The 22118-nt window shown below is 60.1% G+C and carries 17 protein-coding genes; 9 read left to right on the top strand and 8 right to left on the bottom strand.

What is annotated here, in order from left to right:
- Window positions 1-64: 64 nt before the first annotated feature.
- On the bottom strand, window positions 65-1384 hold the full coding sequence (locus G6N80_RS22075; RefSeq protein ID WP_246251455.1) for a TIGR03808 family TAT-translocated repetitive protein: 1320 nt from the start codon (window positions 1382-1384) through the stop codon (window positions 65-67).
- A 306-nt stretch (window positions 1385-1690) separates the two neighbouring features.
- Between G6N80_RS22075 and G6N80_RS22070 the strand changes: the two genes are divergently transcribed.
- Entirely contained in the window at window positions 1691-3235 is a 1545-nt protein-coding gene (locus tag G6N80_RS22070) for a diguanylate cyclase domain-containing protein (protein WP_165136860.1), read from the top strand.
- 34 nt (window positions 3236-3269) lie between these two features.
- Here G6N80_RS22070 and bioB read toward each other — a convergent pair whose 3' ends face one another.
- Window positions 3270-4283: a biotin synthase BioB gene (gene bioB / locus G6N80_RS22065; RefSeq protein ID WP_246251454.1), complete on the bottom strand. Its 1014-nt coding sequence runs from the start codon at window positions 4281-4283 to the stop codon at window positions 3270-3272.
- Between the two features lie 167 nt (window positions 4284-4450).
- Complete coding sequence (locus G6N80_RS22060; protein WP_062552948.1) at window positions 4451-4963, bottom strand: MarR family winged helix-turn-helix transcriptional regulator; 513 nt, start codon at window positions 4961-4963, stop codon at window positions 4451-4453.
- A 114-nt stretch (window positions 4964-5077) separates the two neighbouring features.
- Here G6N80_RS22060 and G6N80_RS22055 point away from each other — a divergent pair, with 114 nt between their 5' ends.
- The 3 genes from G6N80_RS22055 (at window position 5078) to G6N80_RS22045 (ending at window position 9546) form a co-directional block, all read left to right on the top strand.
- Complete coding sequence (locus tag G6N80_RS22055; protein WP_165136857.1) at window positions 5078-6592, top strand: MDR family MFS transporter; 1515 nt, start codon at window positions 5078-5080, stop codon at window positions 6590-6592.
- A gap of 40 nt (window positions 6593-6632) precedes the next feature.
- Window positions 6633-7643: a ligase-associated DNA damage response exonuclease gene (locus G6N80_RS22050; protein WP_062552946.1), complete on the top strand. Its 1011-nt coding sequence runs from the start codon at window positions 6633-6635 to the stop codon at window positions 7641-7643.
- A gap of 253 nt (window positions 7644-7896) precedes the next feature.
- Window positions 7897-9546: a cisplatin damage response ATP-dependent DNA ligase gene (locus G6N80_RS22045; protein ID WP_165136854.1), complete on the top strand. Its 1650-nt coding sequence runs from the start codon at window positions 7897-7899 to the stop codon at window positions 9544-9546.
- Between the two features lie 43 nt (window positions 9547-9589).
- Here the strand turns inward: G6N80_RS22045 and G6N80_RS22040 are convergent, their stop codons facing one another.
- Window positions 9590-11812, bottom strand: coding sequence for a methyl-accepting chemotaxis protein (locus tag G6N80_RS22040; protein WP_062552944.1), 2223 nt, complete (start codon window positions 11810-11812; stop codon window positions 9590-9592).
- Window positions 11813-12120: 308 nt separating this feature from the next.
- Between G6N80_RS22040 and G6N80_RS22035 the strand changes: the two genes are divergently transcribed.
- From G6N80_RS22035 to G6N80_RS22020, 4 genes are all read left to right on the top strand, one after another.
- Window positions 12121-13092, top strand: coding sequence for an alpha/beta hydrolase family protein (locus G6N80_RS22035; protein WP_082547047.1), 972 nt, complete (start codon window positions 12121-12123; stop codon window positions 13090-13092).
- Window positions 13093-13223: 131 nt separating this feature from the next.
- Window positions 13224-14042 carry a L,D-transpeptidase gene (locus tag G6N80_RS22030; protein ID WP_165136851.1) on the top strand — a complete coding sequence of 273 codons (819 nt, stop codon included), beginning with the start codon at window positions 13224-13226 and terminating at the stop codon, window positions 14040-14042.
- A gap of 479 nt (window positions 14043-14521) precedes the next feature.
- On the top strand, window positions 14522-15235 hold the full coding sequence (locus G6N80_RS22025; protein ID WP_062552942.1) for a L,D-transpeptidase: 714 nt from the start codon (window positions 14522-14524) through the stop codon (window positions 15233-15235).
- Between the two features lie 144 nt (window positions 15236-15379).
- The gene (locus tag G6N80_RS22020) at window positions 15380-16309 is read left to right on the top strand and encodes a pyridoxal-phosphate dependent enzyme (RefSeq protein ID WP_165137262.1); all 930 of its coding nucleotides are present in this window, start codon (window positions 15380-15382) and stop codon (window positions 16307-16309) included.
- Between the two features lie 67 nt (window positions 16310-16376).
- On the opposite strand, the gene G6N80_RS22015 is transcribed toward G6N80_RS22020, so the two are convergent.
- The 4 genes from G6N80_RS22015 to G6N80_RS22000 all read right to left on the bottom strand — a co-directional run bounded on the left by G6N80_RS22015 (window position 16377) and on the right by G6N80_RS22000 (window position 20375).
- Window positions 16377-17816 carry a D-alanyl-D-alanine carboxypeptidase gene (locus tag G6N80_RS22015; protein ID WP_165136848.1) on the bottom strand — a complete coding sequence of 480 codons (1440 nt, stop codon included), beginning with the start codon at window positions 17814-17816 and terminating at the stop codon, window positions 16377-16379.
- Window positions 17817-17927: 111 nt separating this feature from the next.
- A complete protein-coding gene (locus G6N80_RS22010; RefSeq protein ID WP_165136845.1) occupies window positions 17928-18467 on the bottom strand; it encodes a hypothetical protein in 540 nt (179 codons plus the stop codon).
- Window positions 18468-18898: 431 nt separating this feature from the next.
- Entirely contained in the window at window positions 18899-19288 is a 390-nt protein-coding gene (locus tag G6N80_RS22005; protein ID WP_062552939.1) for a hypothetical protein, read from the bottom strand.
- A gap of 115 nt (window positions 19289-19403) precedes the next feature.
- Window positions 19404-20375: a YihY/virulence factor BrkB family protein gene (locus G6N80_RS22000; RefSeq protein ID WP_246251453.1), complete on the bottom strand. Its 972-nt coding sequence runs from the start codon at window positions 20373-20375 to the stop codon at window positions 19404-19406.
- 111 nt (window positions 20376-20486) lie between these two features.
- Here G6N80_RS22000 and G6N80_RS21995 point away from each other — a divergent pair, with 111 nt between their 5' ends.
- On the top strand, window positions 20487-22079 hold the full coding sequence (locus G6N80_RS21995; protein ID WP_062552938.1) for a helicase HerA-like C-terminal domain-containing protein: 1593 nt from the start codon (window positions 20487-20489) through the stop codon (window positions 22077-22079).
- Window positions 22080-22118 lie beyond the last annotated feature (39 nt).

Below are 22118 nucleotides of genomic sequence, written 5' to 3'. Positions count from 1 at the left end.
GAGTAGGGAGGGCCGAGGTCGGAGAAAAGCTCAATCCCCGTGAACTGGCCATGATATTTTTAGATCAACCACTCCGATTGTTCATGATCGTCAGGTGCTTGTGCGCGCTGCTGCCGGCAACGAGATCGCCTGTTGCTGCATCGTGCCAGCGATACCCGATGATGGCGCCCTTGGGTGTCTTCTCGAACAGATTGTTGGCTATGGTCGCTTGTCCGGCCTCTTCCACCACGGAAACGGCCATGCCTGTTTGCGCCTCGCGGATGATGTTGCCGGTGACCAGCACATTGCGCAGATAGGCGCCCCAGCCCGCCAGAAGCCCGAAGCGAGCCACGCGCTCAACCACATTGGCCGAAATCACGACGTCTGCCTCCGCCGCAATGCCATAGCCGAAGCCGACGCTGTCATGCACGTAGGGGCCAGTATCCCGGATATTGCGCACGATATTGCTGGAGATGACGCCCAGCCTGCCGCCGGAGTCGAAGTTCACGACGGAAATGCCGTTCGCGCCGCCATCCACCAGATTGCCGCTGACCAGCGCTCCTTCGAAGCCGAACTCGGAATAGATCGCGGTTTCGCCGGAGTTGAGACATTGGTTGTTGGTGATCTGCACATTGGAGGCTGCATTGGCGCGAATGGCCGTGAAGGCGCTGTCAGCAATGTGGTTGCCGCTGACGAGCACATCATCGGCGCGGTAGAGGTTGATCGCATTGCCAAAGGGACCGGTGCCACCATAATCAGCCCGTGATCTGATGATCCTGTTCCCGGTCACCATGGTGCGGTCGGACCCTTTGACGGAGCGATGCACCAGAATGCCGCCATTGCCGCAGTTCGTAACCTCATTGTCGGTCATGGCACTGTTCACGCCATCGACGGCCAGAACGCCGTATTCCGCCACATTGCCGATGCGGTTGCGGCGAAGCGTGGCGCGGCATGCCTGCAGGTGAATGCCGCTCAGGCGCGAGCCGGTAATTTCGCAATCCTCGATCATCAGGTCGCTGATCGATTGCGCGGAAAGCAGAGCCTTCGCCTCGGCGGAAGGTGGCAGGTTGGCGCCATCGATGACAAGGCCGGAAAGGCTGAGGCGTTTCAGCCCGCGCGCCCGCAGGAAATGACTGCCGCCGGTGAAGACGATGCGACTGGAACCGGCAATGCCGGTCAGTCGCGTATTCTCCGGAAGATCCAGCTGCGAGAGAGGATAGGTGCCAGGCGGCAGGAAGACCGGCATATCGCGCGCCGCCGCCTTGCGCAGAAGATCGCCGAGATAGGAAGCGCTTGAGCGAGAAGCGTCCGCTACCAGACCATAGCGGCCGGGGTCGATTGTGCCGCGAAGTTCCGGCTTCGTCTCCGGGCGTGAGGCAGCCTCAGAGAAAGAGGGACGAATCATCGAAGTTCCCGCTGCCGCACTGAGCAGGAAAAAGTCCCGGCGTGACAAAGACTTAATAAAGTTCATCCTGATGCGCTCACTCATTGGCATCGCCACTGTATCGGATTGAAGCACCGGATTCACGCCTGCTCCGCGCAAATGAAAATCTCTTCGTTTTGCACCGTGCAAGTTAAGCAAGGGTAAGGGATTGTACCCCATTATTAACACCGTTGCGCCTACGCGTGCATAGTTCGGGAGTTATCTCTGCCAGCGGCGGGACAGTGGCAGAGCCCGGATATGTCGAATGTGCGCGGGGAGAGATTGCTTATGACAGATGCTATGGCTGGCAGCGGTTCCTCACTGTTGCCGGATGATACGCTACAGGATTTGCGCCAGCGCCTGATCCGGATTTCGACCTTGTTTTCCGCAGAGGACGGTCACTCGACCGTCATCCAGACGCTCGACGCCCGCGCGCTGCTGGACCAGTTTTCCGAAGAAGTGCATATGACCGACCGGCTGGGGCGGCTTGTGTTTGCCAATTCGGCAGCCATGTCGCGCATGCGCACCCACGCACCGCTGACATTGACCGCCGAAAACATTTATTGCGATGAGGCCGAGGCCCGGTTTCTGCTGGAACAGGAACTGATGGCGCGCGGCACGGTGGATGAGCGCGAGGAGGTCATTGCCGAGCCGGATGGCCGCAAGGTCTGGTTGTTCACCACCCGAACGCCGCTGCGTGGCGATGAAGGCCAGGTCGTCGGCCTGATGGTCATGTCGCGTGACATCACTGAACGCAAGCAGCATGATGAAACCCGTCTGGCCTACGCACAGACGCTGGAGATGATCGCCAGAGGCAAGCCGCTGCGGGACATTCTGGAGCGGATCTGCCTGATGGTGCAGCAGCCTTTGACGGGTATCTGCGCATCCATTCTTCTGTTCGAAGAAGAGACCGCCACTTTGCGGCATGGCGCCGCCCCCAGCCTGCCGGATGCCTATACCCGGATTGTCGACGGCGTCCAGATCGGGCCGCGCGTCGGCTCCTGCGGAACCGCTGCATGGCGCCGCGAGGCTGTCATCGTGCGCGATATCCAGACCGATCCGCTCTGGAGCGACTTCAAGGAACTGGCAGGCGCCTTCGATTTGCGTTCCTGCTGGTCGACACCCCTCATGGGTGCGGATGGCGCTGTCCTCGGGACCTTTGCTCTCTATTCGCAAACCGTTCGCGAACCGAGCGAGGCGGAAATCCGGATGACGAGCCTTGCCTCGGATCTCGCTGGCATCGCCATTGAACGGGCCCGAAACGAGCAGAAAATTCGCTATATGGCGCATCACGATCCGCTGACGGGCCTGCCGAACCGCGCTCTGTTCTGGCCGCAGTTCAGCCGGGCACTTGCGCAGGCGGCGCGCGAAAATCGCAAGATCACGGTCGCCTATATCGACCTCGACAATTTCAAGCAGATCAATGACGGGCTCGGACATGCCGTGGGCGACGAGGTCCTGAAGGTGATTTCGCAGAGGCTCATCGAGTCGATCCGCTCCACGGATCTCGCAGTCCGGCTGGGGGGCGATGAATTCGCCATCGTCTTCAGCAATCCGATGCAGGATGAGGCGCATGTCCTGCGGCGGCTGGATGAGATCCGCAGGCTCATGGCGGCGCCCATCGAGTTCGAGGGTCACAGCATTCATGCCACATCCAGCATGGGGGTGGCCTTCTTCCCGAAGGATGGAACAACGCCGGAGGAGCTTCTGGCCCGCGCCGATGCGGCCATGTACGAGGCCAAGGCCGGAGGGCGCGACAAGCTGGAGGTCGCCCCAATGACCCGTATCGTTTCCGGGCGCTCGCTTCTGGCAGAGGCCTGTCCGGCCGAGTGAGCGGCCTCCCGTGGCCGCTCTCCGCCATGCTGGTTCAGATCGAAGCAGTATCCTGAACTTCTGCGCCAATAGCGCCGAAAAGGGCGGCATCCTCGCCAAGCTCTGCATTGGGCGTGGTCAGCAGCTTGTCGCCGTAGAAGACCGAATTTGCTCCGGCAATCAGGCAGAGGATCTGCGCTTCCCGGTTCAGGCTTGAGCGCCCCGCCGACAGGCGTACCGTGGACGTCGGCATCACGATCCGCGCCGTTGCTACCATGCGCACCAGTTCCAGCGGATCGATGGGCGTGCGATGCCCGAGCGGCGTGCCTTCGACCGGCACCAGTGCATTGATCGGCACGCTTTCGGGGTGCGGGTTCATCGTCGAGAGAACATGCAGCATGGAGGCGCGGTCGCGCAGGCTCTCTCCCATGCCAATGATGCCGCCGCAGCAGAGATCGATGCCGTAGGAGCGAACGGTTGCCAGCGTCTCCAGCCGGTCTTCGTAAGTGCGGGTGGTGATGATCTCGCTATAGAATTCCGGGCTCGTATCGAGATTGTGGTTATAGGCTGTCAATCCTGCCGCTGCGAGCCGTGCCGCATGGTGGGGCTTCAGCATGCCCAGCGTCACGCAGGCCTCCATTCCGAGATCCCGCACGCCTTCCACCATCTGCACCACGGCGTCGAAATCCTTGCCATCGCGCACCTCGCGCCAGGCCGCTCCCATGCAGAAGCGCTCGGCACCCGCCGCCTTGGCCTTGGCTGCAAGGCCGATCACCTTGGCCGGGTCCATCAGCCGGTCCTTCGTCAGGTCCACCTCGCGATGATGCGCCGACTGCGGACAATAGGCGCAGTTTTCCGGGCAGCCGCCGGTCTTGATGGAAAGCAGGCTCGCCTTCTGCACCTTGTTGGGATCGTGATGCTCACGGTGAACGGCATTGGCGCGACCAACCAGCTCCAGCAGCGGCAGCTGATGCACCGCCAGAATTTCCTCCACGGTCCAGTCCAAACGGATGTCCGGAGAACCTGCCTTGGACCTCCCCTCATAGCCCCTGACGATGCCGCTATCCACAAGCCACCTTTTATCTATAATTTCGAAACAGAGTGGCGCATACAGTCACAAAAATCTCGTTGCCGCAACCGCGAACGGAGGCAATGCTGAAGATTCACAAGTAAGCGCACAATTTTATAGATAATTTTACGAAGGACGTCACAAGGCGATGAGGCTGTTGCCGGAGATCACTCCTGATCGGAAAGCTGCGCGATCTGGTCGAAGCGGTCGATGAAGCGTTCGAACAGGGCACCGAAGACGTGACGTTCTTCCGGGCTCCAGTCCTCCAGAACCTGCTCGATCATGCCCTGTTTGACATTGCGCAGTTCTGACAGAAGGGCTTCGCCGGCATCCGTGATCTGGATGAGCGAGCGGCGCCCGTCTTCCTGGCAGGCGTCACGGCGCAAGATTCCGCGGGCGACCAGTTCGGCCACCAGCCGGCTGCCGCGCGATGCATCCAGCCGCATGGCATCGGCAATTGCGCCCACGGTCACCGGTTGCTGGTCGGCGCGCAGGCGCCGCACGACATCGAGAATGTCCAGCTGCGAAAGCTCGAGCCCCGGTGCCGCCCGTGCAATGGCCAGACGGCTGATGACACGGCGACCCATCATCACCCGCATGCGCGTCATCGTATCGCCGATGCGTTGCGCATCGGGATTGGCGCTTTCCACGTTGCGCAGATGTGCGTGATCCTTCGTCATGGCGAAGCCGTATAACAAATGTATGTTCTGTTCAAGCATGTGCAGAACACATGCGTTTGACGTTGACAATTATGTGCGTTCAGCACATGAATTGCCAAAATTCAGGATCAGCTCATGGATATGCCCTCCCGCCCGGCCGATCAGATGGCCAGCCCTCTGGTGACCAGTCACGCCCGTCGTCTTGTCATCTTCCTCTTTCTGCTCACCGCCATGTTCATGGCGACCCTCGACCACCAGATCGTGTCGACTGCCCTGCCGACGATCGTGGGCGAGTTTGGCGGACTGGAAAGGTTCGGCTGGGTGGGGTCTGCCTTTCTGCTGGCTACCAGCGCCGTCATGCCGGTCTATGGCAAGCTGGGTGACCTGTTTGGCCGCAAATATGTGATGATCGGCGCCGTCACGCTCTTCACCATCGGGTCTCTGCTCTGCGGTCTCGCCTGGTCGATGAATTCGCTGATCGCAGCGCGCGTGTTTCAAGGGCTGGGCGGCGGCGGCATCATGGTCTCCATCTTCGCCATCAATGCCGATCTGTTCGAGCCGCGGGAGAGGGCGCGTTACCAGAGCTATTCCAGCCTCGTCATCATGGCCTCGGGCAGTCTCGGGCCACTGATCGGCGGCACCATGAGCGATCTTTTCGGCTGGCGCTCCATCTTCCTCATCAATTTGCCCATCGGCATCGTGGTTCTCGCGGGCCTCATCTTCCTGCTGCCGAACCGGCGCCCCAGCCGCCAGCCGAAGATCGATTATCTCGGTGCAATCCTCCTGGCAGTGGCCAGTACCTGCGTCGTGCTGCTGACGGATGGCGTTTCGCTGTTCGGCTCGATCTTCTCGCTCGGCAGTCTTGCCGTCCTCGCGCTTGGCGTTGTCTCCGCCATTGCCTGGGTCATGGTGGAGCGGCGCGTACCGGAACCGATCGTTCCGCTTCGCCTGTTCAAGGATTCCACCTTCTCGCTGTTCCTGATTGTCTCTTTGATGACCGGCGGCGTCGCCATCGGCATGGTCAACTATTTCGCGCTCTTCCTGCAAACCACGACGGCGCTGTCGCCCACGCAGGCAGGGCTTTTCTTCATCGCGGTCACGGGCGGCATCGTCATCGGCTCGCTGACGGCCGGTCGTCTCATTTCGATCACGGGGCGCTACAAGCCCTTCGTGGTGGCGGGCCTCGTGATGAATATCATCACGCTGCTGCTGTTCTCGCAATTGCATGCGGGAAGCTCGCTGGTCTTTGTCGGTATCATCATGCTGCTGCAGGGCCTGTCTGTCGGGCTTGGCCAGCAGGGGCCGATCATCGGTGTGCAGAACGCCACGCCCCGCGCCGATGTGGGATCGGCTACCGGTGCCGTCACGCTGACACGCATGGGCGGTGCGGCAATTGCAATCTCCGTCTATGGTGCGGTCATCGCTTCGCACATGCATGGCGTCAGCATTCCCGGCGTCGAGAATGCGGCGGCCATTTCGCCGGACCAGATGGCCAAGCTGCCGGACGCCGCGCGTCAGGCCATCGCCAACGCCTATGCCAGTGCCTTCGAGCCGATGTTCCTCACGGCGGCAGGTTTTGCCGTGGTGGGCCTCATTGCGGCGCTGATGTTGAAGCCCATTCGCCTGCCGGTGGCAGACAGGGCAAAATGATTCCCTTTCAAAGGGAGGATTTCTGCCTATCTTCAACGGCATGAAACCAGAGGCGCTGCTGCATCCCACGCCCGCCGGGCTCTATTGCCCGCTTGGCAAGTTCCACGTCGATCCTGTGCGCCCCGTCGAGCGGGCGCTCATCACCCATGGTCATTCAGATCACGCCCGTGCCGGCCACGGCAAGGTGCTGGCGACACGCCAGACGCTGGATATCATGGCGCTGCGCTATGGCGAGGATTTCACCCGCAGTGAGCAGGCTGCCGAGTGGGGCGAGGTAATCGATGTCGATGGCGTATCGGTCCACTTTCATCCCGCAGGCCACGTGCTGGGGTCTGCGCAGATCGCCATTGAACGGGATGGCCTGCGCATCGTGGTGTCCGGCGATTACAAGCGCGGCGTCGATCCCACCTGCGCGCCGTTCCAGCCGGTGCCCTGCGATGTCTTCATTACCGAGGCTACCTTCGGCCTGCCGGTCTTTCATCACCCCGATCCCAAGGCTGAAACGCGCAAACTGCTGGCCTCCATTCGCCAGTTCCCGGAGCGCACGCATCTGGTGGGCGCCTATTCGCTTGGCAAGGCGCAGCGCGTCATCCGCCTCATCCGCGATTGCGGCTATGACAAACCCATCTTCATCCATGGCGCCTTGGCCAAGCTCTGCGATTACTATGTGAGCCAAGGCATAGAGCTTGGGGAACTGCGCCCCGCGACCATCGAGAAGAAAGATCCATCTGCCTTTCATGGCGCCATCGTGGTCGGCCCGCCCTCGGCGTTTCAGGATCGTTGGGCACGGCGTTTCAACGAGCCGCTGATTTCGTTTGCCTCCGGCTGGATGATGGTGCGCCAGCGCGCCAAGCAAGGGGGCGTGGAACTGCCACTGGTCATTTCCGATCACTGCGACTGGCCGGAGCTGCTGGAGACAATTCGGGAAATCTCCCCGCAGGAAGTGTGGGTCACACATGGGCGGGAAGAGGCGCTGGTACGCTGGTGCGAGCTTCAGGGCCTGCCTGCCAAGCCACTGCATCTCGTGGGCTACGAAGACGAGGGGGATTGAGCTGATGAAATGTTTGATAGGCACCCCCCTCTGTCCTGCCGGGCATCTCCCCCTCAAGGGGGGAGATCGACTCGTGGCAACGCGTCGATCCAATTGGACGACAAAAGCTGTATTCGCCTTTCCACCTCGCATTCTTTATTCTGAGCGGGTCACCGTTCTGCCGATCTCCCCCCTTGAGGGGGAGATGCCCGGCAGGGCAGAGGGGGGTATTTCGTTCCAGCTTCCGTCATGCGCCATCGCGAAGGTTTAACCCATGAAATCCTTCGCAACACTGCTCGACCGCCTCGTTCTCACTCCATCGCGCAATGGCAAGCTGACCTTGCTCACCGATTATTTCCGCTCGACCCCGGATCCCGACCGTGGCTATGGGCTGGCGGCATTGGCCGGAACGCTGGATCTGAAGGCCATCAAGCCTGCACTGCTGAAGGAACTGGCGCTCGAAAAGCTCGATCCCGTTCTCTTTCAATATTCCTATGATTATGTCGGTGACCTCGCCGAAACCATATCGCTGATCTGGGATGGCGGCGAGAAGGAGCATGTCGGCGAGGCGGAGCAGCCGCGTCTTGGCGAAGTGGTGCATCGCATGAATTCGCTGGGCCGCACGGAAGTTCGCTCCGCCGTGCGCGATCTGCTGGATCAGCTCGATCACTCCAGCCGGTTTGCCTTTCTCAAGCTCGCCACCGGTTCTCTGCGCATCGGTGTTTCGGCGCGTCTTGCCAAGCAGGCGCTGGCCGAGATGAGCGGTCCAGATGGCCTGAAAAAAGACGTCACCGAAATCGAAACGCTCTGGCACGGACTTGAGCCGCCCTACGAGCCGCTGTTTGCCTGGCTGGAGGGCAAAGCGGAGAAGCCGGTGCTGGCAACGCCTGCCATCTTTCACTCCGTCATGCTGGCCAATCCCGTGGAAGAGGGCGATCTCGACAAGCTCAATCCGGATGATTACGCCGCCGAGTGGAAATGGGATGGCATTCGCGTCCAGATGTCGAGCTTCGGCGGTACGAAGAAGCTTTATTCCCGCTCCGGCGATGATATTTCCGGTGCCTTTCCGGATGTCATAGAGGCGATCAACTTCGAGGGCGTCGTCGATGGGGAACTGCTGGTCGGCGGCACGGCTCGCTCCAACAGCGCGACCCGCACCTTTTCCGATCTTCAGCAGCGGTTGAACCGAAAAACCGTCAACACCAGAATGCTGGAAGACTATCCGGCTTTCGTGCGCGCCTACGACCTGTTGTTCGACCGCGATGAGGATATCCGCGCACGCAGCTATATTCAGCGGCGCGAGGAGCTGGCAGAGGTCATCGAAAAAGCGCCGCATGACCGCTTCGACATTTCCCCGCTGATCGATTTCCAGAGCTGGCTGCAACTCGATCAGCTACGGCTCGCTCCTCCCGATCCCGTCATCGAAGGCGTCATGATCAAGCGGCGCGACAGCGTCTATCAGGCCGGACGTTTGAAGGGGCCTTGGTTCAAGTGGAAGCGCGACCCGTTCAACATTGATGCCGTCATGATGTATGCGCAGCGCGGCCACGGCAAGCGCTCCAGCTATTACTCGGATTTCACCTTCGGCGTCTGGGCGGAAGGGGAGGGCGGGGCTGAGCAACTGGTGCCGGTCGGCAAGGCCTATTTCGGCTTCACCGATGCAGAACTGGAAGTGCTGGACAAGTTCGTGCGCGATAACACGGTGGAGCGTTTTGGGCCGGTCCGGTCCGTCAGGGCCGAACCCGGTTTCGGTTTCGTGCTGGAAGTGGCTTTTGAAGGCATCAACCGCTCCACGCGCCACAAGTCGGGAGTTGCCATGCGGTTTCCGCGCATCTCCCGCTTGCGGATGGACAAGCTGCCGCGCGATGCAGACCGGCTTGTGACGCTGACGGCCATGGTGGATGCGAAAACCACGGCCGAGTGAGCTGTGACCGGACTTGGTCCGGATCGATGTCCACATCAACCGGTCAGGCTGCGCGTCGTCCACCGCTGGCGGTATCGGCTTGAACCTTGAAGCGTGCGACGAGTGATCTGAGGTGATCCGTTTCCTCCGCCAGGCGCGAGGTCCCGGCTGCCGCTTCCTCTACCATGGCGGCGTTCTGCTGTGTCATCTGGTCCATCTGGTTCACCGCATTGCTGACTTCCAGCAGCCCGGTGGATTGTTCCTGTGCCGCCTGTGCGATGGATGTCACCTGTGTCGCGACGCCAATGACTTTCTCCTTGATTTCCCGCAGCGCCTCGCCGGTGGAAACGACCAGTTTAACGCCAGCCTCCACCTCATGGGACGATTTGCTGATCAGCGCCTTGATGTCCTTTGCCGCTGTTGCAGAGCGTTGCGCCAGTTCGCGAACTTCCTGCGCCACGACGGCGAACCCCTTTCCGGCTTCGCCTGCGCGGGCGGCTTCAACACCGGCATTCAGTGCAAGAAGGTTGGTCTGGAAGGCGATCTCGTCAATCACATTGGTAATTTGGGCGATTTCGCTAGAGGCTTGCTCAATCCGTCCCATTGCCGAGGTCGCCTGCTCGACGACGCCGGATGAACGCTCGGCGAACTCGCGCGCTTCCGTGACCATCCGGCTGGAGGACTGAGCCTTCTCGGTCGAGGTACGGACCGCAGAAGTGATCTCCTGAAGTGCAGACGAGGTTTCCTCCAGCGCAGCCGCCTGTGTTTCGGTTCTGCGCGACAGGTCGTCGGAGGCGGAACGGATTTCGCCGGCTCCGCCATTGATCATGTCCGCCGCATGGCGAACCTCGTCCATCAGCGTGCGAAGCGTGCGCATGGTGTCATTGACGTTGGTTTGCAGATCGGCGAACGCACCCTGGAAGTTTCCGGACATGGAGGCCGTAAGGTCGCCATGGGCAAGCGACGCTACCACCCGCTGGGTCTCTGTCACGCCTGCATCCACGGATTCCACCAGCTTGTTCACATTGGTCGCAAAGGCATCGAGCGCCGGATTGTCATAGGATTTGGTGATGCGTTTGCTGAAGTTACCGGCAACGGCGGCATCGACAACGACAGCGATGTTGGATTGCAGGTCGGCGTTCTTTTCCTGAAGGGCGGTTTCCTGCGCCGTCAGTTCCCGCATACGGATGGCGTTCTGCTTGAACACGTCCACGGCGCGTGCCATTTCACCCAGCTCGTTGCGTTCGCGAAGGCCTGGTATCTGCGTCTCCAGATTGTTGGCGGCAAGGTCGCCCATGGCGCGTGTCAGGGCATGAACCGGCCTTGTCAGGCTGCGGGCCATGATCGTCGCAAGTATGACTGCCAGAACGAAGGCGCCGGCCCCCAGCACGACAGATGTAAGCACGCTCCTGTCCATCGTTGCTGCGATCGTTGATCCCAGGTTGGCCTGTTCCTGTTTCAGCGCAGTCGTGAAGTCGTCGATTGCCTTGGTCAGGCTGGGCCCGATCTTGTTCATGGTTCGATCAATGATGCGGTTGCGCTCGTTTGCCAGCTTGCGGCTTTCATCCACGCCCGCAATGTAGGTTACGATGTTCTGACCGACCTCGCTCATCGTGGCTTTTTGCTTGGCATCCTTGATCAGCGCTTCGACGCTGCCGATCTGGTCTCGCGCCTCGATGCCCGCATCCTGCGCGGCCTCGTAGTCACGTTCGGAGCCACTCGCCAGATATTTTCCCGCGTTCAACTGGATGGTGAACACCATGTGTTCCAGACGTCCGATCTCGAAAGCGGCCTCAACATTGCCGGCATCATTGAGCGCCGTGCTCAGCCTCGTCAGAGCTTTGATCAGGTCCGTCCCGAGATCTGCCTGCGCCGCAACAACCTTGTTCAAGTTTTCCTGGAGGCCCGCGACCTTCGAGAAATTTTCTCCATACTGCTTGGCCTGTTCGGCAAATCCAGAGATCGACGCCTTTTCCGCTTCGGTCCGAGCCTTGGCCATCATCCTGGATGCGGTGGCCCCTGCCTCCCCGAGATGGGATAGAAGATCTTTCTTCGTCGTCTCCATCTGGATCATTCTGTAGTTAAGGAAGGCGACCCGCGCCTCCAGCATGCTGCTCTGGATTCGGCTGCTTTCTGCAACCAGTTTCGACAGGTCCTCGTAGTCTGCCAGATGATCCTTCGAGGACATGCTCGACACGACCGACGCACCCGCAATGATGCACAACAAGGCGATAAAGAGCCCGAAGCCGCCATAAACCTTCTGAGAAATGTTTAAGTTATTGAGCATGTTCTCAATTTCCTACGATCGCGAATGTTCAGATGGTGTAAAAATGATTCTATACATGTTAAATTACAGATAACACTGGCATAATATATTATATATCTATTATACGTATCAATTTATACGTGCGATGCATCAATAAATTATTGGCACAAGATTCGAAAGTGTGCGGCGGAGAGGGTGATGAGCTCCAAACCGGCGGCGCCTATGCGGAAGCGGTGCTTGCATATCAGCTAGTTGTGAACGTCGACCGCTTGAGTTTCATCTCCGGCGCGCTAGCTTTTATTGCATCGCGTCATGTCTCGGGTCTGCCCATGCTCCTCAATCGCCGTGTCTTGCTTTCGGGTGTAGGTTTGAGCCTCGCTGCACCTTATCTCGCTCGCGCTCAGGTTCTGCCAGCGCCAGTAGGGCAAATCCCGCCAGCCGTTCAAGGCGCAGCAGCAGAGCGCAAGCCGGAATTTCCGATCCCCGAAGTGCCGCCGCTGGAGCGGATGGATTATGCGCAGGCCCGCATGCATTTCCGCACGCGGCTTCTGGTCAAGGGGCCTTCGCCGGAAACGTCCTCTCCGCTGGGCAAGCCGCCAGGCGCGCAGCGCATCACCTATGCGGGCGGACCGGACGGAAGTCTTCAGTTGGTCGCCTGGGTCAACGATTACGAGCCTTCGGACCAGTTGAGGCCCGGCGTTCTGTTCCTGCACGGGGGCAATGCGACCGGAGATGGACATTGGCAATTGATGAAGCCCTATGCCGATGCGGGTTTTGTCGTCATGCTTCCCTCCTTCCGGGGAGAGAACGGTCAACCGGGAGATTATTCCGGTTTCTACGACGAGACATCGGATGCGCTTGCTGCGGCGCGTCATCTGGAAAGTCTGCCGGGGGTCGACAAGAACAGGCTCTATCTGGCGGGTCACAGCAATGGTGGAACGCTGGCCCTGCTGGCCAGCATGGCGGAACCCATGTTCAAGGCATCGGTTCCCATGTCTGCCGGCGTCGATGCCTGGCGCTATTTTGGTCGCTTTGACGAGGAAATCCGCTTCGATCCGCATAACCCGCAGGAATTCATCATGCGCTCTTCCGTGTGCTTCGGGCATAGCCTGAAGTGCCCGACGCTTCTGTTGAGGGGTACGGAAGAGCGACCGTTCGACCGCAATCATCAACTGACCATCGAGCGTGGGCGCGCAGCGGGCATGCGCGTCGATCATCGTCTTCTGCCGGGAAACCACAACGGCGTCGTTCCCGGTGCCGTGGTCGAAAGCATCCGCTTCTTCAAGGAATATGGAGCCTGATGCATGGCCCCCACAGGTGTGACGCGGTTTCGCGGCACCGCCATGTGTTCAAGAACTGATTGCATACGCCAGCCTCGCGAAAGTTGGGGCTGTCATGATCGCGCCCGACGTCATCTGCCGGAAGCGATCTCATGCCGCATCATCCTCGCCAGCCCAAGCTCCTGTCCACGCTCGCCGCATTGATGGCAACCTCCACCATGCTGTCGGGCTGCATTCTGGTGACCGATACCAGCCGCATGAACCCGGATGTCTTCGTGCAGGAAACGGCGCCGGTGTTCTACAATCCATCCTCGCCGCCTGAACCGCAGCCGCAGCCCACGCAGAAGCAGCAGGCCATTCCGCAGAAACGCCAGCTTTACCAGACGCAGTTTCACCAGACCTATGGCATGCCGGTTTCGAACCCTGTGCATCGCACCTATTACGCCGGCATCCGCGATGACGGGCACACGCTTCCTGCCATTCCCTATAGCCGCGTGGATGCCCGCTATCTGCGACAGGAAGTGGACTATCAGACGATGGAGGCGCCCGGCACCATCGTGGTCGATACGAAGCAACGCTTTCTCTATCTGGTTCAACCCGGTGGCAAGGCGATCCGCTACGGCGTCGGTCTCGGTCGCGATGGTTTCGCCTGGACGGGCAGGGGCACCATTCAGTGGAAGGCGAAATGGCCGCGCTGGACACCGCCACAGGATATGGTTGAGCGCCAGCCGGAACTGCGCCAGTTTGCCGCCGCAGAAGGCGGGGCTCTGCCGGGGTTGAACAATCCGCTCGGCGCGCGCGCCCTCTATATCTTCAAGGATGGTAAGGATACCCTCTACCGCGTCCATGGAACGCCCGACTGGCAGTCGATCGGCAAAGCCACCTCATCCGGCTGTGTGCGCATGTTCAATCAGGACGTGATCGATCTCTATGACCGTGTCCCTGCCTCCAGCCCAATTGTGGTCATCTAGAGCGGAATTCGACCTGATTGGATCAATTCTGTTGGCCCAAACCGGTTGTTCCACGAGGAGAAGGGCGAGCGGCGTAGCCGTAGCATACGCCCAAGCCCTTCGACAAAGTGGACGGCCGGTTTCGGCCAACCCTCTGGGCAGCATGTATTTTCGCCATTACCTTCGGCTTTCGCCTCGGACGTATATCCCGATATGCCCATCGGCAAAATCCTTGATCCTGATGAAAATCCATTGCTGCAGAATGATTCAATCAGGTCGAACTCCGCTCTAACACAACAGGCACTCATATTGTGGTTCTATGATCACACCCGGCTCACGTTAAGGTGCTGGATGCAACACTATCTCCTAAATTAAGGCGCCTTATACTTCTTCTGGCCACAATCGGGGAACCATTGTCGCGATCATCCGTTGGTTGGCGTTTTTTGGAGTACCGCCCGGTGTTCCAACCGCCGTTCTAGTGAAGAAGTATATCCGGCCTCATGACAACTGATCTTTTAAGCCGCCGCCGCCTCCTGAGCTTGCTCGCCGTCGGCACTGCATCCACGCTCGCGGGTTGCGCATCCTCCGGTCCACAGCGTTTCACGCCCATCGCGGCCGCTTCGCCCGCTTTCGCTCCCGCTCTCCCACCCGGCCGCTCGCCGGAACTGGACGCGACCTATGGCGAAATCGTCGATGGCGGCTTCGTCATTCCGGCGGTTCCCTACTGGAAGATCCCGCCGCGCTTCTATCGCCAGCGTGTGCCGAACGAAACCGGCGAACCGGCAGGCACCGTGGTGGTGGATACGCAGCAGCGCTTCCTCTATCTGGTCGAATCCGGTGGCCAGACTGCCATGCGCTACGGTGTAGGCATTGGCCGCGAAGGCTTTGCCTGGCAGGGCGAGGGCGTCATCCAGTGGCGTCAGAAATGGCCGAAATGGACGCCGCCGTCCGAAATGGTCGCCCGTCAGCCGCAGCTCGCCAAATATGGTCCGGGCACGGGCGGCATGGAGCCAGGCCTGATGAACCCACTTGGTGCGCGTGCGCTCTACATTTTCCAGAACGGCAAGGACACGCTCTATCGCCTGCACGGAAATCCGGAATGGAACTCCATCGGCAAGGCCGTGTCATCCGGCTGCGTGCGCCTGATGAACCAGGACATCATCGATCTCTACGAGCGCGTGCCCAACAAGGCCCGCATCATCGTCTGGCAGTAAGCTGGAACTCGATTGCAATCAGACTGAAACCCTCGGCAGGCGCCGGGGGTTTTTTGTTGGATGTCTGTAGACAAGCCTGTATCCATTGCCTCGATCGTTCTCGATCCGCTTTGTCCATCATCCTTGAAACGTCGCAAGGTTTCCATGCCCTTACACATCAATACGCCTCTGCTTGAATCGCGCGCCCTGTCGCTGGCCGCCGAACGTCCGGTTCTTTTGAAGATGGATGCCCTGCAGCCAGCCGGTTCCTTCAAGATCCGTGGCGTCGGTGCGGCTTGTGAACACCATGTTGCACGGGGCAAACGGCGGTTCATATCCTCTTCCGGCGGCAATGCCGGGCTGGCCGTTGCCTATGCGGGACGCAAGCTGTCGGTGCCGGTTACCGTCTATGTTCCGGAGACGACGACAGAGCAGGCAAAGGCTCTCATCCGGCTGGAAGGTGCAGAGGTCGTGGTTCATGGAGCCTCCTGGCAGGAAGCCAACGAGCTTGCGCTTCAGGCCATGGGAGAGGACGCTGCCTTCATCCACCCCTTTGATGATCCGCTCCTGTGGCAGGGGCACGCGACCGTGATTGATGAAGTGGTCCAAGCCGGAGCCGTTTTCGATGCCGTCATCCTGTCGGTCGGCGGTGGCGGCCTTCTGTGCGGTGTTGCCGAAGGGCTGGCACGCAACGGCCTGGGCGATGTTCCCATTATCGCGGTCGAGACGCACGGCGCTGCCTCCCTTTCGGCGGCGCTCGACGCTGGGGAGTTGGTGCAACTGCCTGCCATCACCAGCATCGCAACCTCTCTTGGCGCGCGCAAAGTCTCCGACCACGCATTTCGGATCAGCCAGAACAGGCCTGTTGAAAGCGTGGTGGTAGATGATCGGGCAGCGGTCGGGGCCAGCCTTCGCTTCGCGGATGATCATCGGGTGGTTGTGGAGCCGGCTTGCGGAGCAGCATTGACGGTTGCCTATTCCGCGCCGATATACGGGCCCGGCTATGAACGTTTGCTGGTCATTGTCTGCGGCGGTGCAACAACCTCTATCGACAAGCTGAAAGACCTAGCCGCCACCTTGCCGCATCACCGCTGAACGAAACTACAAAAAAAGGCGCCGATCCGGCGCCTTTTTCATGTCATGTGTTGCTGAGGCATAGCTCTCAACCGCCCGCTGGCACCACCTGGCATGCGAACTTGGCGGATGACAGAAGCTTGCAGGCCGATTGTGCCGCCGCCTGATTGGAGAAGCCGGAGAAGCGGGCGCGGTGCAGGGTGGAAGAGCCGCTGTGAACCGTTTCCGTGTAGGGCGTCAGGTTCTGGAACTTGCCGTCGAGCTTGTCCATCGCGCGGCCCAGCAGGCTGATGGCTTCGCCTTCGTTGCCGGTGGCACCGAGCTGCACGCGCCAGCCGGGAGCGGCGGCGGTCTTGAAGGGCAGGTCTGCCGGTGGCGCGAGATCCGATTTCGAAGGCGCAGCATAGCCAAGGCTTGCAGAGGATGGTGAGACGGACGCGACCTGTGTCGGAGCCTGTTCCGGCTGGCTGCGGACAGGTGCGGCTGGCACCGGCTGATAGCGCTCGGCCACAATCGGGCGAACCGGTGCAACGGTAGCCGCAGGCGGTGCGGACATGACAGGAGCCATGGCAGGGGAGGCGGGTCGCGGAGGCTGCGTCGTTGCCACTTCCTGCGCCACCACCGGCATCGGCACATTGTTGCGCGGCAGGCGCGTCGGGAAAAGTGGCGCCGGGCTGCTGGGCGCTTCCGCCACAAGGCCTGCACCAGCGCGTGTACCGGCCTTCGGCATGGCCTTGTCCAGCAGCGAAGCCATTTGCGCATCGCGGGCGCGAGCGGTGCGGCCGCCCAGCACGACGCCAATCACGCGGCGGCCGTTGTCATTTACGGCGCTGACGAGGTTGAAACCGCTGGCATTGGTGTAGCCGGTCTTGATTCCGTCCATGCCCTTGTAGCGATACATCAGGTTGTTGTGGCCACGAATGGTTCTGCCGCGAAAGGCAAAGGACTGGGTAGAAAACAGGCGGTATTCCTGCGGGAAGTCGCGAATGAGCGCCAGCCCGAGCCGCGCCATGTCGCGCGCTGTTGTCACCTGTTGGCTGTCTGGCAGGCCGGAGCCATTGCGAAACACGGTCCGGCTCATGCCGAGCTGGCGCGCCTTGCGCGTCATGGCAGCAGCGAATTTGTCTTCCGATCCATAGAGGTGATCGCCAATTCCTTCCGCCACGTCATTGGCGGATTTTATGATCATGCCCAGAACCGCCTCGCGCACCGTGTAGGTTTCGCCCTGTCTGAGGCCCAGCTTGGTCGGCGTGGTGCGCGCGCCATTGGCCGACATCACGATGCGCTGGTCCCAGCGCAGGCGACCGTCATGCAGCGCCTCGAACACCATATAGAGCGTCATCATCTTGGTCAGCGAGGCCGGATGGTTCAGCGTATCGGCGTCCTCGGCATCCAGAACCTTGCCGCTATTGGCATCCATGATGAAATGCGCATATCCCGCCAGTGCAGGCGTGGACGCGGCAACCGCCAGCGTCAGAACCATTGCCTGCGTCGCGCGTCGCCACATGGTGCGCACCCATCCACTCATCGAAAACCCCCGAATTGCCAGTCCTGCTACCATATTGGGCAAAAGCGGCGGAAAATTAGATACAATTTTAGTTTTTCAAATTGTGGTTAACAGGGGGTTTCTGAGGGAGAATTAGAAATTGGGCTTCGATCGTAGTTCCAGAGAGAGGGGATCGAGCTCCTGCATTGTCAGCCGCGCATTCAGCTGCCGTGCCGCCTTGCCTGCTGCCAGCCACTTCATGGCCTGGGAGAGATTGAGGCGTGTCTTGCGCCCCCCGTCGCGCGCAATTTTGCCGAACGTATCGGCCAGCTCATCGATACGGTAGAGCCCGCCCAGGCTGGGAAGCGGCATTTCGGCGCGCTTCTGCAGAGCCTGACGCTTCACATTCAATTTCTTAGCCACGTCTGCAAGGCTGACGAGATCTGGACGAAACTCGCGCAGACGGGTTCCCGCAGGCAGGTTTCGCAATATGTTCTTCGCAGCGGATAGAATGGCATCGGTAGCATCCGTGCCTTCTGCCTCCAGTTCCACGCCCAGCAGCTTTGGATTGCCGGTTCCGATGACCGCATCTTCGTATCCGGCAGCAAATACTGCATCAGAGAGCGAATAGGCATCGTTTTCAGTGGAGGGGAGTTCGAACACCAGTTCGAATTCAAAGACTTCACGTGTCATTCATCGTCTCCTTCTCCGCCTGTTTGATGCAAGCCAGCGCCTTCTGTTTCAGCTTGGCCGCATGGTTTGACGGATTCTGCGGGGTCGAATTGATTGTCATCTGGCAATATTTGTTGTCACGGCAGTCCCTTGCGTTGGCCGGGCACCGCAAAAGGCCCCAGCATGGCCGCCGCCCCGAACCTCGACAGTCCACCCCAACGCTTCCAGCTCACAGAGAACCGTCTCAACGTCCTTTTTCGGATGACGACTACGCATTCATAAACCTCGAAATACAAAGTTGTCAATCGACAACATTATCAATTGCTTCTTTAGGTTGAATAAATTATACTGGCTGTGAATATCAGTTGTGCAAAGTCTCTTCAATCGCCCATGAAAAACGCCGACCTGCACAGGCAAGTCGGCGTCTTGAAATACAGATAGAAAGCGTCGCGTCAGACGAACTGGCTGAGGCCCGGAACCGAACCCACAACCTGGTCCACGGTTTCAGAACCGGCATGTTCGCGGGCAACGGCGATTGTTTCGCGTGCGAGCGACGTGATCTCTCCCATGCCGAGGCCGAGGCCCATCAGCTGCTGGCCAAGTGCCATGACACCGCCGCCGAGGCTTGCCATCAGTCCGCCCAGAAGTCCGCCGCCACCGGCACCTTCACCGTTGAACTTGGCAACCAGTTCCGGCGCGCCGGGAATGGCTTCGATCATGCGGGCAACGGCGCCATCATCGGCTTCGCGCTGCAGAAAGCCCAGCATCATGCCCACGGCCTTTTCGGCGACATCCGGTGCGATACCAACATTGTCCGCCACGCGGGTGACCAGCTCGTTCATCAAACTCTCCTCAAGGTTTTTTGACGTTCACGTCAAAGTAAAGAAATCCGCGGTCGCTGGCAAGGTGGGCAAGGGGTTGTGCCACAGCAGTTTTGCGGGAGGAGGGAAGGATCCGTCAAGTCAGCGTTTCGCCTACCGTATCTGCCATGACGGCACCTCGCTGGCCGAGTGGCTTCGGGTTCCCGGTGGTGGAATCCATCGCCGTCTGGTGTTCCAGTTCCGCGTTCAGTTCGGCACCAAGGATAACGATGATTGCTGAAATCCACGTCCAGAACAGAAAGCCGATCAGCGCGCCCAGCGTGCCATAGGTCGCGTTGTAGTCCGCCACATGCGAGAGATAGAAGGTCACGCCAAGAGAGCCGAGCAACCAGAACAGTGCCGCAAACGCTGCACCCCAGGTCAGCCAGCGCATCTTGGCCGGTTCGCGGCTGGGCCCATAGCGATACAGCATGCAGATGCCGATCGTGGCCAGCACCAGCAGCAACGGCCAGCGCAACAGGCTGAGCAGCATCTCTGCCGTTTCATCCAGATGCAGAAACGCAATCATGGCCGGAACCACGCCAAGTGCCACGATGATGATGATGGCCGCCAGAATCCCGCCAAAGGTAAAGGTCAGCGACACAAGGTTCAGCTTGAAGAAACTGCGCTTCTCTTCCTCGCCATAGGCAATGTTCATGGCCTCGAACAGCGCCTTGATGCCGTTGTTCGCACTCCACAGCGCCACCAGAAGACCGAAGATGAGGCCGAAGCTCAGCGCACTTTTCTGTTCTGTCGCCAAGGCCTTCAACTGATCGATGAAAATGTTCAGGCCGTCGGAAGGCATGACCTGTGCGAGAAACAGAATGCGGTCGGCAATCGTCGTCGGGTCGGCCACGAAACCATAGACGGAAACGAGAGCGCCCATGGCCGGAAACAGCGCCAGAAGCAGGTAGAAGGTCACACCTGCCGCCACCAGCATCACGCGATCCTGCGTCAGCGAGACATAGACGCGGTACAACACATCTTTCATGCCCTTGAAGGGGATCTGGCCCGGATGCTCCGCATGCCGCCCATGTTCGCGTTCCGCTGCCGTCATCATATCCACCATGGCTTTGCCCCTTCTCGCCTTACCCCCGCGTCCTGTCAGGCGTTGCCGTTCCGCAAACGGCAGCCTATACATTTGCAAACACTTGAACGTTCATAACCGGGAGGCAGTTGCATGGATGACGCGGGAAAACTTTTTCTGGGCGGCAGCCGCAAACCGGATGACACGCTGAAGAAGGCGGAATACCTGCATCTGAAGTTCGGCAACCGCCATGGTCTTGTGACCGGCGCCACGGGAACGGGCAAGACGGTGACGCTGCAGGTCATGGCCGAAGGGTTTTCCGCGGCGGGCGTTCCCGTCTTCTGTTCGGATATCAAGGGAGATCTGTCCGGCATCGCCGCCATGGGTGAGCCGAAAGATTTTTTGCTGAAGCGCGCCGAGCAGATCCAGTTCGCCGACTATGACAACGCCGCCTTCCCGACGATTTTCTGGGATCTCTATGGTGAAAAGGGCCATCGCGTTCGTACCACCATTGCGGAAATGGGGCCGCTGCTTCTGGCCCGCCTGATGGATGCGACGGAAGCGCAGGAAGGCGTCCTCAACATCGCCTTCAAGATCGCCGATGAGGGCGGTCTGCCGCTTCTGGACCTCAAGGATCTTCAGGCACTCCTCACCTATATGGGAGAGCATGCGGGCGAGATTTCGCAGCGTTACGGCTTCGTGTCCAAGGCATCGGTCGGCTCCCTCCAGCGTGGTCTGCTGGTGCTGGAACAACAGGGCGCAGAACACTTCTTCGGCGAACCGGCGCTGAAGATCACCGATATCATGCGCACCAGCCAGGATGGGCGCGGCGTCATTTCCGTGCTCGCCGCCGACAAGCTCATGATGAACCCGCGTCTCTACGCCACCTTCCTGCTCTGGCTGCTATCGGAACTGTTCGAGGAACTGCCGGAAGTGGGCGATCCGGAAAAGCCGCGTCTCGTCTTCTTCTTCGACGAGGCGCATCTTCTGTTCTCTGAAGCGCCGAAAGTACTGCTGGAACGGGTGGAGCAAGTGGTTCGCCTCATCCGTTCCAAGGGTGTGGGCGTTTATTTCATCACGCAGAACCCGCTCGATGTGCCGGAAACGGTTCTCGCCCAGCTCGGCAACCGCGTCCAACATGCACTGCGTGCCTATACGCCGCGCGAGCAGAAGGCGGTGAAAACGGCAGCCGATACCTTCCGCGCCAACCCGGAATTCAAGACGGATGAGGCCATCACCCAGCTTGGCACGGGTGAGGCGCTGGTCTCGACACTGGAAGGCAAGGGCGCACCCTCCATGGTAGAGCGCACGCTGATCCGCCCTCCGGCAGCCCGCATCGGACCGCTGACCGATGACGAGCGTCGCAAGATCCTGAACACCAGCCCTGTCGCCGGTCAGTACGACAAGGATATCGACCGCGAATCCGCCTTTGAAATTCTCATGGCGCGTGCTGAAAAGGCGGGCAAGGCACCGGTGCCAAAACGCGCGGAAGTGGAGCCGGAAGCGGCACCCGCACCGAGAGAAGATAGCGCCGCAGGCCGCTGGTCGCTTCCCGGCTTTGGCAATGATGAGGCAGAGGAAGAAGAAGCGCCGCGCAAGAAGGCAGGAGCAGGGCGAGCCGGCTATCAGCGCGAAACGGTCATCGAAGCAGCCATGAAAAGCGCTGCCCGTTCCGTGGCAAGCCAGGTGGCAAACCAGATCGGTCGGGCCCTGGTGCGCGGCATTCTGGGCAGTTTGAAGCGGTGATGACTGCCCACGGTTGTGCAAGGATAGGTTGACGCAAGG

Origin of the sequence: Rhizobium rhizoryzae, from assembly GCF_011046895.1 — a bacterium.
GTDB classification, from domain to species: Bacteria; Pseudomonadota; Alphaproteobacteria; order Rhizobiales; family Rhizobiaceae; genus Neorhizobium; species Neorhizobium rhizoryzae.
This window is presented reverse-complemented; position numbering and strand designations above follow the sequence as displayed.